We start from the raw sequence: 14,988 nt of genomic DNA, 5'->3' as shown, positions 1-14,988 counted from the left end.
GGAAAGGTCTTTTTGTCTATCGGGGCGGGGCGATGATCAAAGGAGGTGGAGTCTGGGCATCCGTGTCCGGAGCAGCCTGTTCATCGGCGATTTTCTCGGATTCGACCAGTGGGGATTCGGGTTCGGCCTGGGCATCGGAAGCCGGCGCCATGTCGGGCTTGGGCTTTTTCTGGACCTTGGTTTGGGTCTTGGTCTGGGCCTTGGGCCGAGTTTGTTCCTTAATGAATGAGGCAGGCAATGGCTTGGAGGTCTTGACCAGGTTCATGGGGATGACAATGGTCTGCCCCAGACGAAGAGCCGTGGGAGAGGCGATGCCATTGAGGTTCATCAGGGTCCGCCAGTGCCCCGGGTCTCCGGTGTACCATTGGGAGATGATGGCCAGCGTTTCACCCTGGTGGCGGATGGTGTGGGAGAGATGCTTTTCGGTCGCCGGACTTGACTGGCTCGAAGGTTTTTTTTTGCACCCGAGGCAGAGCCCAAGAGCCAGAAGACAAAGAAATATTAGAAGCAAACGGCGTACAGACATGGGAATTCTTCCGTGGGTTGAGGATTAGGGTTGGAATGCCAATACGTTGAGGTTGTACCGTGCGATTTCATGGCCGGGGTCAATTTCAAGAGCTTTGCGAAGATATGCCACGGCCTCGTCCTTTGCTCCGCCTTGAGCCTTGCAGGCGGCCAAGTTGACGTAGATGTCGGCTGAGTAGGGCGGATTCAGGGCCAAGGTTCTGAGCAAGGCCCGTTCGGCCAGATCCATTCGTCCCAGACGGAGCCAGAGGACCCCGTTGTTGTAATGGGCCTCGTGGAGCCGCTCATCCTGGAGCAGGGCCAAGTCGTAGGACTCGATGGCCTCGGGGATTCGGCCGAGGCGGGTCAGCATCCGTCCCAGGGTCAGATAGGTCTGGGCGTTATCCCGCTCATGGGCGGCGATCTCTCGCAGGATGGCCACGGCCCGTTCAGGGTCCCCGTCCTGGAGCCCAGCAGCCAAGGCCTTCAAGGCTGCGGACCGGGCCGGGCCGAGCTCGGGGACGCTCCAAGGGCGACGGTCTTCGGCCTGATCAAGAATGGCCAGGGCATCCTCGACCTGACCCGCTTGCACCAATCCTTCGATTTGACTGCGGGTCCTGGCCAGGCGGGAGGCCTCAAGGTCCTCGGAGGAAGGCTTCTCAATATCCGTTTCTTCCTGAGTCTCGGGGATCTCTGAAGCCGGTTCCACAGGGAGTGCCGCCGATGGGTCCTCATGCGCTTCGGTGGTCTCGACAGATGTGGACGGCGGCTGAGGAGTATCCTTGAGATTGACCTGAGGGTCATTCCCGCTCAAAAGGAGAAGTCCGCCAATTCCCAATATCGCGAGTCCGCCGATGGCCAGCATGACCCATATCGGCCTACGGGATCTTTTCGGCTTGACGGAATTCGTAGACCTGTTTTCCGATCGAGACCCTGTCCCGTCCGAAACCGGTTCCGCAGCCAGGGTCTTTTCCTCGACCCCTTTGTTTTCCGCACCGACCATCCTGCGTACGGCCAGAGCTTCCTCCTGGATCTGGGCGTTCTCCTCTTCGATTTCCTTGGCGAAGAGCCCCCGCAGATAGTCCCGCAGGGCATGTGACCCGGACGTTAGCCCGGAGTCGTGCAAAAATTTTTCCAGGTCCTTGGCCAGGGCCATGGCATTCGGGTAGCGATCTTCGGGTTTGACGGCCAGACACCGCAGACACATGGCGTCCAGTTCCGGTGGCACGTGGGGGGCAATCTCGGTTGGAGGGCAAACGGTGGGTTCGAGTACGTTACGCAGAGTGGCCGCCTCGTTGTCTCCAACGAAGAGGCGCTTGGCGGTCAGTAGTTCCCACAGAACGATTCCCAGGGCATAGATGTCGGCCCGGTAATCTATGGATTCGCCCCTGGCCTGTTCCGGGGACATGTAGGCCAGCTTGCCCTTGAGGACCCCGGCCTGGGTGTGCTGGGACTTGGTCAGGGCCTTGGCGATGCCGAAGTCGGCCAGCTTCACCTCGCCCTCGTAGGAGAGGAGAATGTTCTGCGGACTGACGTCCCGGTGAACAATGTTCAAAGGCTTGCCGCAGTCGTCCATCCTGAAATGAGCGTGATGCAAGGCCAGAGCGGCCCCGGAGACGATGCGAGCGATATGCTCGATGGACGGAAAAAGATTTCGGGCGGCTGCCTGGTTCCGAATTTCAGCCAAGTTTTTGCCGAAGACATACTCCATGGCGATGAAGTAGTTTTCAGACCCACCCTGGATGTATTTGCCAAGGTCGTAGACGTGGACGATGTTTGGGTGGGAGAGCTGGCTGGCTAGGCGGGCCTCGTCCAGAAACATGGCCCGAAAGGACTCGTCGCTGGCTAGGTGGGTTAGCAGCCGTTTGACGACAACCGGCTTTTCAAAGCCACCCTCGCCGATTTTCCGGCCGCGGAAAATTTCGGCCATACCGCCGACGCCGATGCGCCTGGTCAGGTAGTAGTCTTTGAACCGTTCGACATGAATCATGTTGGCTGTCCCACCGAAAATTGAATCGAGCGCGAGGACAAAAGGCTATAGCCCGTCGAATATCCCCTGTGGCAATTCAACATCGCACAATTGCAATTCCTTGACAAATGTCGGTTTGCTGCCCGTGGAGCGCATATTTCCGACGATCCGGTTTTCGTCGTCCTTGCCCTGGAGATTGAAAACAAACAACGGAGCCGATTGATAGCGACCCTCGGAATCCAATTCGAGAACCTCGGTGATTTCGGTCATTCTCCGAGAACCGTCCGGAAAACGGGAGATCTGGACGATGATGTCGATGGCCGAAGCCACTTGGCCTCGAACGGCGTTCAGAGGCATGTTCACCCCGGACATCATCGCCATGGTTTCCAGACGGCTCAGGGCATCCCGGCTTGAGTTGGCGTGCAGAGTGGTCATGCTGCCGGAGTGGCCTGTATTCATTGCCTGAAGCATATCCAAAGCCTCTCCTCCCCGGCATTCGCCGACGATGATTCGGTCCGGTCGCAGCCTCAGGGAGCAGGCCACCAGTTCACGGATGCCGACCTCGGTACGCCCCTTCTTGTCGGCCTTCTGGGTTTCCATGGGAAGGACATGGGCTTGGCGGAGCTGGAGTTCGCTGGCGTCCTCGATGACGATGATCCGCTCATGACCCGGGACGAATTCCGAGATAATGTTCAGCAGGGTGGTCTTGCCGCTTCCCGTGCCCCCGGAAACGACGACGTTTTTCTTGATTCTCACGCAGGCCTTGAGAAACAGGGCCGCTTCGGCGGTCAGACTGCCTTTTTCGATGAGGTCGTCGACGGTCAACATGTTTTTGGAAAAGCGCCGAATGGCCATGTAGGGGCCCCGTCTTGCAATGGGGGGGATCATGGCGTGGACCCGGGAGCCGTCGGGCAGACGGGCATCCATGTAGGGCTTTGTTTCGTCGATGGTTCTTCCGACGAACTGACCGACGTTGCGGATGGCGGCCAGAAGGCTTTCGGACGAGGAAAAGTGTCGATCGGTCAGGACGAGCCTGCCACGCTGTTCGATATAGATTTCCCGCGGCCCGTTGATCATGATCTCGCTGACGCCTTCGTCCAGGAGAAAATCCTGAACCGGACCGAGAAATTGCAGAACGGTCTGGGAGAACATGTCTTGGCTCATGGTGCCTCCTCGGAGTTCAAATGGTCATTGCGAAGAGTCTGCCGTGGGCAAAGGAGACAACGGCAAATGGACAGGGGATTCGAGGGGTTTAGGGTCCTGGTGGTCCAGGAGCCAGGCACGCACCTGGTCGGCCCGAGCCCCCTGAGGCTCCAGGTTGAGAAAAGAGGAGAAGGAGTCCCTGGCGCAGGAGATGTCCATCAGATGGACGGCGCAGAGGACTCCAAGGTTGAAAAAAGGACCGGCCAGAGCGGGATCAAGAGATATGGCCATGCGAAAAGAATGGGCTGCGTCGAGGTAGGCCCCTGTGGCCCGCTGGGCAAGGCCCTGTAGTTCCCAGGCCATGGGGTCTTTGGGATGGAGTTCCAGCAGGCGCTGGACGTGCCCCCGGGTCTGGTCGGGATGACCTTCCCGTAGGCGGATTAGAGCTAGGTTGAACATGGCGACCTCGTCCCCGGGGTTCAGGGCCAGGACTTGGGCAAAGCGCTCGGCGGCTATGGCCTGGGTGTCGACGTTGTCCATCTCCAACCGACCTAGACCGATCATGACGGCCGTATTTCGCGGATCGTGAGTCAATGCTCGGCGATAGGCACGTTCGGCCAGTTCCGGATCGTTTCTCTCCTCGGCTTGCCAGGCCCGGACCAGCCAAAGGGCGGGAAGATTTGGGGCCTGGGCTTCGGCCCGACGCAGCAAGGCCTCGGCCTGAACCGGATCCTTTCGGACCAGGACGGCCTGGGTCAGGAGGGTGTAGGGATTATTCCGATCGTCGTTGAGTGCCGATTGAAGGAGGCCCGCCGCCTCGGTAACTCGGTCATTGAGCATGAGGGCCAGGGCCAAGGCCCGTTTGGATTCCAGGGAACGGGGATTTTCGTCCAAAACGGTCCTGGCCTGACGGGTGAGTCCGTCGAGATCGAAGGGGGGATTCTCCCGGCGCAGATTGCGGGCGATCATGATCTGCAAGGCTCGGCATTCGATGGCCAGGGCCTTCCAGCGAGCATCGGCCTGCGGGACGGCTGCGTTGGAGGTGAAGGCCGGACAAGCCGAGCCCAGTCGCCAGGGACAGAAGGACCACATGGCCAGGAGGGCCTGTTCGGAAGTGGCCTGGGTCAGATCGGACGGAAAGACGTCTGGACCTGATGAATCCTGGGGGCGATGCCATTGGCAGCCCAGGGGCAGGAGAAGCAAAAGCAGAGCCGCCGGCCAGAGGCCGACCGAACCCTTCACGATCAGTCGCACATCGACCCCTTAGCTTCGATCTGTCGATGGAGTTCTCCATCTTCAGGAGCCGATTTCAGGGCCTCGGCCCATTTGGCGCAGGCCTTGCGGCGTTCACCCAGGCTTTCTAGAACCAGGCCTTGATCGAAGAGTTTTTTGGCCTCGGAATTGAGGCGGGCCAATACCTTTTCCATCAGTTCCCCGGCCTCTGTGTTCCAGGGATCGGTCGTCAATACCTCACGAAGTTCCTTGAAGGCCTGGCGGGGATCGCTCTTGAGCAGGTTTTTGGCCTTGTCCACCCGGGGAAGGGCCAGCTTGCGCTGTTCAGCCCTGGTGCCGTCAATCAGTTCCTGGATTTTTTCGGTGAGTTCAGACCTCAGGCCGGGATCGAGCAGTCGAGCCTCCTCCCAGACCGAGACGGCCTCGACGGGCTTCCCATCGGCTTTTAGCTCCCGGCCCCGACTCAAAGCCTCGGACAGAGACCGCTCCATGGTCTGGAGAGTTTCCGCCGCCTCTTGACGGGACTCGGCCGCAAATCGGGCCAGATCCTGTGCCTGCTGGTGACTCGGGTCGAGTTCCAGGACCTCCAGGGCCAGGGCCTCGGCCTGGTCGAAATTTTGGTCATTTATGGCTGCGGCGGCCAGGGACATGAGGCGCCCGGTTTCTTCGGCCATGACCGCCTGCTCTCGTTGAAGCCGTTCCCGCTCGTTCCTCTTGGTCTCAAGAAGATCTTGGACCTGGGCCAGTAGGTTGGCGATTTCCTCGTTCCCGGGAGCGGCCACGGCCGCCCGGTGCAGAAGATCGGCGGCCTCCTCAAGCCTTCCTGACTCCAGGGCCTGTTTCCCCTTGACCAGATTGATGGCGGCCATCCTCTCGACCTGGCTCAGTTCTTTTTCCTGGGTGGGTCGGGTCATGTCGACCGTTTTGGAAGGGCTGCCGTCGGAGCCGTCCCCGGCGCCGAATACGAGCATCATCCCGACCGCGACGGCCGCCAGGCCCGCCAGGGTATAGAGGAGGGTCCGCTTTTCGCCCAGAGGTCCAAGCTTCGAGAACGGGGAACCGATGAGAGGTTGTGGGTCGTTCGACGGAGCATTAGGTTTGAGAATCACCGTGGGAGGGTCGATACCGGCTGTTTCACGGGATCCGAGGATGATGGTTTTGTCCGCTTCGACCCTTTCCGTCTTGATTTGGGCTTCGACGGTCAAGGTGAATGGACGGATGATCACCGGATGTCCCGGGTCCAAGGTAGCCGATCCAGACTCCTTGCCTTCTTGGATCAGGCGGTTGACCGATCCCAGGTCTTCGATGGTCGCCCTGTCTTCAAAGGCGGTCATTCGGGCGTGGCGACGCGACACTTGCCGGTCTTCGAGAATGATGTCGCAGTCACTCTGGCGACCGAGCACGTACTCCCCCGGAGGGAGTTTTCGTTCCATGATCCGTCGACCGTCCTTGAAAACAGTGAGTAAAAGCACAACCTTCTCCTATCTCTGCATCTGGGCCTGAGCCTGTTCCAGGTTCTTTTTGGCATTCTGGTGCAGGGGATGTTCGGGATCGGGTATCAGGTGGAGAACCTGATTCCAATCCCTGACGGCCTCGTCATATTTCAGAAATTGATAGTTCTTGGCCCCTCGGCTGTAGGCTTCCTCGGCCTTGGCGGTCAGCTGGGCCTCGGCGGTTTCGAGCTTGACCCTGTAGATGGGATTCTGAGGGTCCAGGGCCACGGCCTTTCGCCATTCCATGACGGCGTCGGGTAGCTTGCCCGTGTCGTAGGATACCTGAGCGGCCTGGGCAAGGATGGCTGCCTCCGCAAGAGCGTTGGAAGTGGACTCCTCCAGGGTCGGATTTTGGCTCGACTCGGGTTTGGGCTCCTGCCTGACCATTGCAGGCGAAAGTGGGGCCGGTTCCGGGACGGCTGGTTCGGCCAAGTTCGAGGACGCTGGCGCGGATTGATTCGGATCCACGGCCGGGTTCGAACCCAAAAACGATGCAACGATGACGGTAAAGAGGACCAAAACGGCGCCGAGAAGAACCATGCGCCTCGGATTGCGGATACGGGTGGGCTTTTGGCCGTGCGAGGATTTTGGAGATTCGGGGATGGGAGGGGGCTCGACCTTGCGGAAAACGGTCTTGTCGGGGTCGGATCCGGGGGCCTCGGGCAGGAGGAAGACGAGGCTGGAAGTCCCCAGGGACAGGACATCGCCGGGCGCTAGTAGGATGGATTTGATTTTTCGGCCGTTGACCATGAGCCCGTTGGCTGATTCGAGGTCCTCGGCCTGCCAGCCGTTCGGTGTCTTTCGGATGCGGGCGTGGCGCCGGGAGACCCCTGGATCGTCGAGGGTCAAATCGCATTCCTGGGCCCGGCCGACAAGAACGGAGTCCGCGGACAAAACATGTTCCATCTTTCGGCCGTCAGCCTGAGTGACGGAGAGTTTCGGAGAGCAGGGGGAGTGTTCAGTCCCCGACATGGTCGGCTCCATGCGTTTGAAGTTCCAGGACGATGACGAGATATTGATAGTCACCCTCTGTTCCGGAGTGCCCGGCCTGGACGGCGATCTGAATCGAGAAGAATCTGGTCCCGTCATCGACGCGTCCAACGGCCCGGTTTTCCTGAGACGACGTGGCTTCCTGCACGAGTTTGAGGACTTTGTTTAGGATTTTTTGGTCGGTAAAGGCCTCGAAGAAGTGTCGACCGATGAGTCCCTGGCGCTTGAGACCCATGAGATTTTCAAAGGCCGCGTTGACCAGCAGGATTTCATTGTGGGCATCGGCCACGAGCACGGCTTCGTTTACCGTTTCGGCCAGAAGTTCAGGAGGCAGGAGTCCTTTGTCTTGTGGAGTTTCGCCTCCTCCGGCTGGGAAATTCCAGGCAGCGGGGACGGGGGATGCCGAAAGTTTGACGAGACAGCGTTCTATGCTGGCCGCCAATCTGTCCAGGGCGGTCAGTCCATATTCTCGGCCGAGATCGGCCCTATCCCCCTTGAGTACGGCCTCGAGATCGTCGCGCAGGGTTGTAACCGAGCGGGATGTGAGCAGCCCGATCAGCTTGGCCAGAAGGAAGGCGGTCATCAGAAGGACGATGAAACTGATCCAGGCCCATCTTTTGGGTCCTGCCTCGAGATCAAGGACGGTCTGGATGGAGAAGAGAATCCGGGCCGTGCCGAATTTTTCAAATTGCCCTGTCTGGGCGTTGTAGATGCGAATGGGTTCGGCCAGGTCGTAAACACCTCGCGACCGCTCGAACATGATCGGAGCTTCAGCCCCAAGGGCTCGAAGCGTGTCGGAGTCGGTGTGTCTCTCGTGAAAGTTGGCCAGGGGAGCAAGGATTCGGCCCTGGTTGTCGTATATCATGGCTTGGACCACGCCGTCGTGTCTGGTCACGTCCTCGGTCACCAGAAGCATTTCGTCGCCGAGACGGAGGGCTTCCTGGTTTTGGGCCGCCAAGGCCGAGACCAGCGCCTGGGCCCGCCGCAGGGCCTCGTTGGCCACGACCTGGCGCTGGGCGACGATCAACGGCCAGGAGGCCAAAAGGTGCCAGAGAAGACCGGCGGCCAGCATGACGAGCAGTACCAGGGTAGACCATTTGAGCCCGGCGATACGAGTCAGAACGGTTTCCGGCATTCCTTTCGGAGTGGTCTCAGGGCCGGAATTGGGAGCCTCGATGGAGATGAACCGAAGTTCCGTTGTTCCAATTCTGATGAGGTCTCCGTCCTGCAGGCTGGCCGTTTCGATCATCCGGTTGTTGACGAAAACACCATTGGCGCTTCCCAGATCCGAGAGTTTCCCCCCGTCCTCGGAGGCGGATATCTGGCAATGGCGTCGAGAGACTTCATGGTCGTCAACGACGATGTCGGCGGCCTCTCCTCGTCCCAGAATCTGGGCTTTGGAGGTCAGGGAGACAATTTTCCCCTTGCGTGGGCCTGTGAGAATTTCCAGGGAGAATGAGCTCACCATTCAATCCTTGTTCCGGGCAAAAGTCAGTCGCTGTCCGGGGTTCATGCGTTCGACAGAGCCCCCCGGCAGTTCTAGGGCGCTGTGGGCGCCAAGAAAGAACGGACTCAAGCGCCAAGGTCGCAGTCGGGAAACGAAACCCACGACTATGTGTTCACGGTCGAGAAAGACCACGTCCAGATCATAAGGCATGAAGGCCGTGTGCACTTGCTTGCAGGGCACGATCCAGAGGCCTTGGCCATTGGCTTGTTTTGGAGCTCCGAGCAGGCCACGCATCCGAGCGAACAAAGTGTCCGCCCTTTGGATATTCAAGGCGAGTGCTTTTCCCGAGTCGGTCAGGTAGCAGGCAAACGAGGCACCCCTTTGTATTTCCGTCGGAGTCATGAACCTTGCGAAGTCAGCCTATCCGTTTGGGCCTGAAAGTCAAAACAATCCCCCGGTCAGGAACCGGATGACCAAGGGGCCGAAGAAGACGATGAAGACCGCGGGCATGATGCAGAGAACCAGGGGAAAGAGGATTTTTTGGGAGGCCTCGGCCCCGAGACGTTCCGCCTTCTGGAATCGCTCCATGCGCATGCGTTCGCTCTGGTTTCTCAGCACCTTGCCAATGGAAACGCCGAGTTTGTCGGCCTGGACAAGAAGGGAAACAAACGAGTTCAGCTCCCGGAGATTGCAGCGGAAGGCCATGTTTCGCAGGGCATCGGCCCGGCTCGAACCGACACGCATTTCTGCAAGGGATTGGGCCAGTTCGTCGATCAGAGGCCCCGGCCGGGACTTCTTCACGACCTTGTTCATGGCGGCCACGAAATCCAGCCCGGCCTCAACGGACAGAGCCAGCATGTCCACGACGTCCGGAAGTGCCCTGGATATGGCCTTGCCTCGTCGCTTGACCCGGTCGGCCAGCCATTGGTCGGGGAAGAAAAACCCGATGAGCGGCACGATCACGAAAACCCACCAGGATGTATCGGGCTTGAAAACAGCCAACAAAATTAGGGCGACCAGGGCCATGAAGGCCTTGTAGGCCAAAAGTTCCTCGATGGTGATTTCATCGGACATGCCTGCTGCAAGTAGTTGTCGTTGACGTTTACGGCGCCACTCGGGCATGGCCAGGTTCTGGGTGACGTGCATCAGGTGCGGAAGGAACGGTCTACTCAGGCGCAGGAGCAGAGATTTGGTTTCCTTGCGTCCATCCTTTACTCCCAGGACCTCCAAACGGTCCACGTCCCCTTCCCGGGCAAAAAACTGGGCCGTAAAAATGTACCCGGCCACGCAGATCAACACCAGTATACCTAGTAAAATCAAGGAACTCATTGGGTTACTCCAATCAGATTCTCTGCTCTTGAGTGTGGGCCATCATGGCTTTTGGGCCGTGATCTTTTCGGCCAGTTCCACGAAGCCGTCCCGCAGGCCCGGAGCGATGAACCAGTAAGCGAATACCAAGGCCAGGACCAAAACTCCGATGACGAGCATGTATTCGGTGGTCGTCTGGCCCGATACCCCTCTTTTGAATCGGTTTAGAGCACTGAAAAAAAGCCCGGACATGCCCATGGTCAGCGAGCCAGGCGGTATTCGACCTGGAACCGTCTTTCCCGGACTAGGCCGAGTTTTTCGGCGGCGGCCTTGCTCAGGAGCAGATCGACACCGCGGTCCTCGTTGGCGCGGTCGTTGATGGTGACCCTGACAATTGTGTTGTTTTGGGGATTCTTGACTTCGACCACGGTTCCAAGGGCGAGTTCGGAATGGGCCCCGGTGGAGAGGCGCATGTCAAAGACCTCGCCGCTGGCGGTCTTCCGGCCGTGAAACATTTCGCCATACCAAGCTCCTTCGGCGGCGATCCATCGATATGGATCCTCCGGAGGGGCAGGTGGAGTCTTGGCGCAGGCCAACAGGGACAGAAGAACCGAACAGACGAGCAATCTCAATGCAAGAGTTTTCATGGGATGTTCTCCTAAACGTCGATGTTCACAATTTTATTGATCATCAGTCCGCCGACAGTCAGCATGAGAATCATGAAGGTAATCAGGATCCAGCCAAAAGGGGTGGAATAGAGGGGCCGCATATAGTCGGGGTTGGCCCAGTTCAAGGCATAGCCGAGGACAAAGGGCATGGCCATGAGGATGATACCCTGGACCCGGCCCTGGGCGGTCAGGGTTCGGATCTTGTCCTTGACCTTTTCCCGCTCGACAAAGGTGTAGACGATGGTGTCAAAGGTTTCGGCCAGGTTTCCTCCGGTCTCCCTCAGGATGAGGACCGCGTTGACGACCATGGTCAGATCCAGGCTGGGAATTCGGTCGGCCATGGTGCTCAGGGCATCGTCAAGGGTTTTGCCCATTCGGTGCTCCTTGAGAGCCAGAGCGAATTCTTGGCTGACCGGCGGAGGGAGTTCCTTGGCGATGATTTCCAGGGCCTGAGGGAGTGAAAGGCCGACGCGCAGGGCGTTGGAGGCCATGATCAGGGCATCGACGAGCTGTTCCTCGAAACGGTGCAGGTATTTGGCGTAAAGAAGATCCATGAAGCGGTGCAATCCCCACCAGAAAAACGAGGCCAGGAGCAGGGCGAACACGATTTGAACCGGCCAGGATGCAGCCCAGGTCAGCAGAACGCCCAAACCAGCGCCCAAGGCCGGGACGGCGGCGACCATCATTCGGCATCGGGGAAGTGGTGCCTCCTTGAACATCCGCTCCAGAGTGGTCCTGACATATTCCACGTCGGCGTGATACCGGCGTGAAAACCAGTTCCAGCCTGAGTGGCGGGCAAGCATGAACAGGCCCGTGCCCATGGTCAGGGCTGCAAGAATGGCGAACAAGACGGCTGTCACGACATGGTTTCCTTTTTAGCTGTAGGATTCCAGAAAAATTTCCCTTGGGAAGGTAAAGCCTTTGGCCTCCAGGGTGGTCATGAATCTGGGGATGAAGCCGCTGGCCACGAAATGACCTTCGACCCGGCCCTGTTCGTTCACACCGGTCTGTCGATATTCGAAAATGTCCTGGAGAGTGATGACGTCACCCTCCATGCCCGTCAATTCCGTGATGTGGGTAATTTTCCGGGAACCATCCGGGAAGCGGCTCTGTTGAACGATGATGTTGATGGCCGAAGCCACTTGTTCGCGGATGGCCTTGACCGGCAGTTCGAAACCGGCGAACAGAACCAGGGTTTCGAGACGGTTCAAAGCGTCCCGGGGGTTGTTGGCATGGATGGTGGTCATGGATCCGTCGTGACCAGTATTCATGGCCTGGAGCATGTCCAAGGCTTCGGCTCCGCGACATTCACCGACGACGATGCGGTCAGGCCGCATGCGCAGGGAGTTGCGGACCAGGTCGCGGATGGTGATTTCACCAGTGCCTTCCAGGCTGGGAGGACGGGATTCCATCCGGCAGACATGGTCCTGCTTGAGTTGGAGTTCGGCCGAGTCCTCGATGGTTACGATCCGCTCATCATGGGGAATGAAGGAGGACATGACGTTCAGCAGGGTCGTCTTGCCACTGCCCGTACCGCCGGAGATGAGAATGTTCAGCCGGGCCTGGACGCAGAATTTGAAGAGTTCGGCGATGGCCTGGTTGAATGATCCATAGGCGACGAGATCGTCGACGATCAAGGATTTGCTTGGAAATTTGCGGATGGTCAAAAGAGGACCGTCCACGGCCAAGGGGGGGATGACCGCATTGACCCGGGAGCCGTCCTTGAGGCGGGCATCGACCATGGGCGAGAGCTCGTCGATGCGACGTCCCAAGGGCGCGACGATACGTTCAATGGCGCCCCGAAGTTGTTTGTCGGTCATGAATCGGGCTTCGGACAGGGTCAGCTTGCCTTTGCGTTCCACATAGATCTGGCTGGGTCCGTTGCACATGATCTCGGAAACGGTCTCGTCCTCAAGCAGAACTTCCAACGGCCCCAACCCCAGGGCCTCGCTGAGAATTTCCTGGCTGATACGGCTTCGCAGGTTTCGGTCGAGGATGGCGCTTCCTTCTTCGTCCAGAAGGCGGTCGACAACCTTTTTCGTATCGATGCGGATCTGCTCGGATTTGCTCGGATCCTGGAAGGTCTCGTATTCCAGGCTTTTGAGGTCCATGGACTCCAGTAGCCGGTCATGGATCCGGATCTTGACGGCATCCAGAGGGTTCCGTTCGAGGGGTTTCGGGCTGGACCGGGGGGCCTTGATTTCAGGTGCCTCCGGACGATGTTTCTGGTCTGGCGGCGGGGCGGACGGGCCAGAAACATCGGCCTGGGGGGCGACAGGGGCATTTTTGATTTGTACCCGTTGCGGGCAGGGAATGGCCATGTCCGATGACCAGACATCGGCGGCCAGATCGTCCATGGCCCTGCTGAAAGGGTGACGGGGCTGGGACAGGAGCATGGGTTGGCGCGAGGCTAGGCTGCGGGCAAGGGCTTCCGAATCGTTGGGCAGCACGGCCCTTAACGGACGGCCGAGCCTGGCCTGGATCATGTCCGGAGTGAACTCACCACGTGGATCATGCTTGTTTAGAATCAGGGAGATCATCTGCTGGGGAAAGGCGTAATGCTGGAGGATCTCCATTCCGCGACCGGTGTGGGCCGTGGCCAGCGGATCGGGTGTGAGCACCAGGAAGATTCGCGAAGCACAGCCCAGGCAATGGATGTTGGCGGGGGAAAAGCCGGTGCTCAGGTCGGCGACGACCGCGTCATAGGCTTGGCCGAGAATTTCAAAACATCGGCCCAAGACCTGCGGTGTCAAGGCCGCCGCTTCTTCAGGACGCCGGTATGCGGGCAGGAAGTGTAGCCCGGATTCATGACTGTGGGCCAAGCCGCGGGCCATGTTCGGCAGTAGGGAGTCGAGAAGGCCGACCATGTCGGCCAAGGATCGGGTCGGCTGGTCGATGCCCAGGGCTAGGGATCCGTCGCCGCAGTATTCAAGGTCCAGGTCCAAAAGGAGAATCCGGCCCCTGGTTTCCCGGAGAAGGGCCAGGGCGAAATTGTGGGCAAACACGGACTTGCCCACTCCGCCCTTGGCCCCGGCCACCATGTACACCCAACCCTGCGACATTCATGAACCTCCGAAAAGACGGATCCGGACGATCCGTTTACCTCTTGTCCGGCTCATAGGCCATGAACCGGTCCTCGACGATGTTCATGATTTCCCGGTTGGCCTCACGGGCTCCGCCGGCCACGACCGTAGGGGTCACGAACATGACGAATTGTGATCGTTGCTTGCGAAAATCCTCGGAACGGTAGAGTTGGACCAAGGCCCCGCCGGCGTCGTCCGGGAGCTTGTCAAAGGTCTTGGAATCTCTTTGGCTGAGGAGTCCGCCGATGACGATGCTGTCTCCGGATTTGCTCCATTGGACCGTGGAGATCTTCGAGGTCGAGAAGTTGACCACGCTGGCTCCGGGGGCAGTGGTGGATGGCGTGCTAACCTCCACGTCAAGCTTGATGGAGATATTGTCTCCCAGGGCCACGGGCAGTACATCAACCATGACTCCCCACTTTTTGAAGGTCAGGGAGATGGCCCCGGTTCCCTGGGCCGTGGGAATACCCATCTCGCCTCCGGAGTGGAAGGAGACGATATCGCCGGAACGGACACTCATGCTGGCCGTTTCCAGAACCCGAGCGTCTCCGGTTTCCTTGGCCACGCTCAACTTGGGAAAGAGGTTGGAGATGGTGCCGGTCAGATGCCCGCTCGAAGCCCCGCCAGGGCCGATGTCCTTCTGGGCCTTGGCCTCACTGGTTCCCAAGGGTAGCCAACTCACGCCCCAGCCCTTAATGGCCGAATCGCTAACCTCCATCAAATGGGCCGTGACATGGATGGTCGGCTCGAGGCCGGGCGTGAAGGGATACTCTCGGACTTCGAGCAGATTGGTGATCCGGGGATAGTACATAAGAGCCAGCCGTTCGTGGCGGTCGGAAGCCTCCTTACTGTAGGCCATGCCCTTAAGAATGATGTGTTGACCAATCCCGATGACCGTGACCAGCGGGTCGTTGATCCGATCTTGGATGGTCTGGGCCACAATCTGGAGGGAGTTGGCGGAGATGCCGGCCATGTTGACCACCTGCGGAGAATCCCCGACGAGAAGGGCGATTCTTTCCAGATCCCGGGGGGTGGTGGCTTCGCCCTCGATGAGGAGCTTGCCGCTGACAACACGCAAACGAAGGGCATCCCTGCTTTCCAAAACGGCCTCGATCTGCTCCTTGAGGGTTTCGAGGTTGACCTGGACGTT

13 protein-coding genes are annotated in these 14,988 nt (G+C 59.1%); all 13 read right to left on the bottom strand.

Annotated elements, in window-relative coordinates; genetic code table 11:
* Positions 1-16 precede the first annotated feature (16 nt).
* Positions 17-526, bottom strand: coding sequence for a LysM domain-containing protein (locus EOM25_00700; GenBank protein NCC23706.1), 510 nt, complete (start codon positions 524-526; stop codon positions 17-19).
* Between the two features lie 24 nt (positions 527-550).
* Positions 551-2,494, bottom strand: coding sequence for a tetratricopeptide repeat protein (locus EOM25_00695; GenBank protein NCC23705.1), 1,944 nt, complete (start codon positions 2,492-2,494; stop codon positions 551-553).
* 45 nt (positions 2,495-2,539) lie between these two features.
* Positions 2,540-3,637, bottom strand: a complete 1,098-nt coding sequence (locus EOM25_00690; GenBank protein NCC23704.1) for a CpaF family protein — start codon at positions 3,635-3,637, stop codon at positions 2,540-2,542.
* A gap of 24 nt (positions 3,638-3,661) precedes the next feature.
* On the bottom strand, positions 3,662-4,870 hold the full coding sequence (locus tag EOM25_00685) for a tetratricopeptide repeat protein (GenBank protein ID NCC23703.1): 1,209 nt from the start codon (positions 4,868-4,870) through the stop codon (positions 3,662-3,664).
* Positions 4,861-6,321, bottom strand: a complete 1,461-nt coding sequence (locus EOM25_00680; GenBank protein NCC23702.1) for an FHA domain-containing protein — start codon at positions 6,319-6,321, stop codon at positions 4,861-4,863. Before EOM25_00680 ends, EOM25_00685 begins: the two co-directional genes overlap by 10 nt.
* Before the next feature lie 9 nt (positions 6,322-6,330).
* Complete coding sequence (locus EOM25_00675) at positions 6,331-7,431, bottom strand: FHA domain-containing protein (protein ID NCC23701.1); 1,101 nt, start codon at positions 7,429-7,431, stop codon at positions 6,331-6,333.
* Entirely contained in the window at positions 7,301-8,800 is a 1,500-nt protein-coding gene (locus tag EOM25_00670) for an FHA domain-containing protein (protein ID NCC23700.1), read from the bottom strand. Before EOM25_00670 ends, EOM25_00675 begins: the two co-directional genes overlap by 131 nt.
* Entirely contained in the window at positions 8,801-9,181 is a 381-nt protein-coding gene (locus EOM25_00665; GenBank protein NCC23699.1) for a DUF192 domain-containing protein, read from the bottom strand.
* A 39-nt stretch (positions 9,182-9,220) separates the two neighbouring features.
* Positions 9,221-10,108, bottom strand: coding sequence for a type II secretion system F family protein (locus EOM25_00660; protein NCC23698.1), 888 nt, complete (start codon positions 10,106-10,108; stop codon positions 9,221-9,223).
* 239 nt (positions 10,109-10,347) lie between these two features.
* On the bottom strand, positions 10,348-10,734 hold the full coding sequence (locus EOM25_00655) for a septal ring lytic transglycosylase RlpA family lipoprotein (protein NCC23697.1): 387 nt from the start codon (positions 10,732-10,734) through the stop codon (positions 10,348-10,350).
* Between the two features lie 11 nt (positions 10,735-10,745).
* Complete coding sequence (locus EOM25_00650) at positions 10,746-11,615, bottom strand: type II secretion protein F (GenBank protein NCC23696.1); 870 nt, start codon at positions 11,613-11,615, stop codon at positions 10,746-10,748.
* A gap of 15 nt (positions 11,616-11,630) precedes the next feature.
* Positions 11,631-13,817 (bottom strand): pilus assembly protein TadA, encoded by a 2,187-nt coding sequence (locus tag EOM25_00645; protein ID NCC23695.1) that lies wholly within the window; start codon positions 13,815-13,817, stop codon positions 11,631-11,633.
* 37 nt (positions 13,818-13,854) lie between these two features.
* On the bottom strand, positions 13,855-14,988 hold a 1,134-nt coding region (locus EOM25_00640), incomplete at its 5' end, for a hypothetical protein (GenBank protein NCC23694.1).

The sequence above is a fragment of the Deltaproteobacteria bacterium genome (assembly GCA_009929795.1).
Taxonomy (GTDB): Bacteria; Desulfobacterota; Desulfovibrionia; order Desulfovibrionales; family Desulfomicrobiaceae; genus RZZR01.
This window is presented reverse-complemented; position numbering and strand designations above follow the sequence as displayed.

Coding starts and splice junctions, on each gene's coding strand:
- EOM25_00700 (NCC23706.1), bottom strand. CDS start 526: ATGTCTGTACGCCGTTTGCTTCTAATATTTCTTTGTCTTCTGGCTCTT.
- EOM25_00695 (NCC23705.1), bottom strand. CDS start 2,494: ATGATTCATGTCGAACGGTTCAAAGACTACTACCTGACCAGGCGCATC.
- EOM25_00690 (NCC23704.1), bottom strand. CDS start 3,637: ATGAGCCAAGACATGTTCTCCCAGACCGTTCTGCAATTTCTCGGTCCG.
- EOM25_00675 (NCC23701.1), bottom strand. CDS start 7,431: ATGACGGGACCAGATTCTTCTCGATTCAGATCGCCGTCCAGGCCGGGC.
- EOM25_00670 (NCC23700.1), bottom strand. CDS start 8,800: ATGGTGAGCTCATTCTCCCTGGAAATTCTCACAGGCCCACGCAAGGGG.
- EOM25_00665 (NCC23699.1), bottom strand. CDS start 9,181: ATGACTCCGACGGAAATACAAAGGGGTGCCTCGTTTGCCTGCTACCTG.
- EOM25_00660 (NCC23698.1), bottom strand. CDS start 10,108: ATGAGTTCCTTGATTTTACTAGGTATACTGGTGTTGATCTGCGTGGCC.
- EOM25_00655 (NCC23697.1), bottom strand. CDS start 10,734: ATGAAAACTCTTGCATTGAGATTGCTCGTCTGTTCGGTTCTTCTGTCC.
- EOM25_00645 (NCC23695.1), bottom strand. CDS start 13,817: ATGTCGCAGGGTTGGGTGTACATGGTGGCCGGGGCCAAGGGCGGAGTG.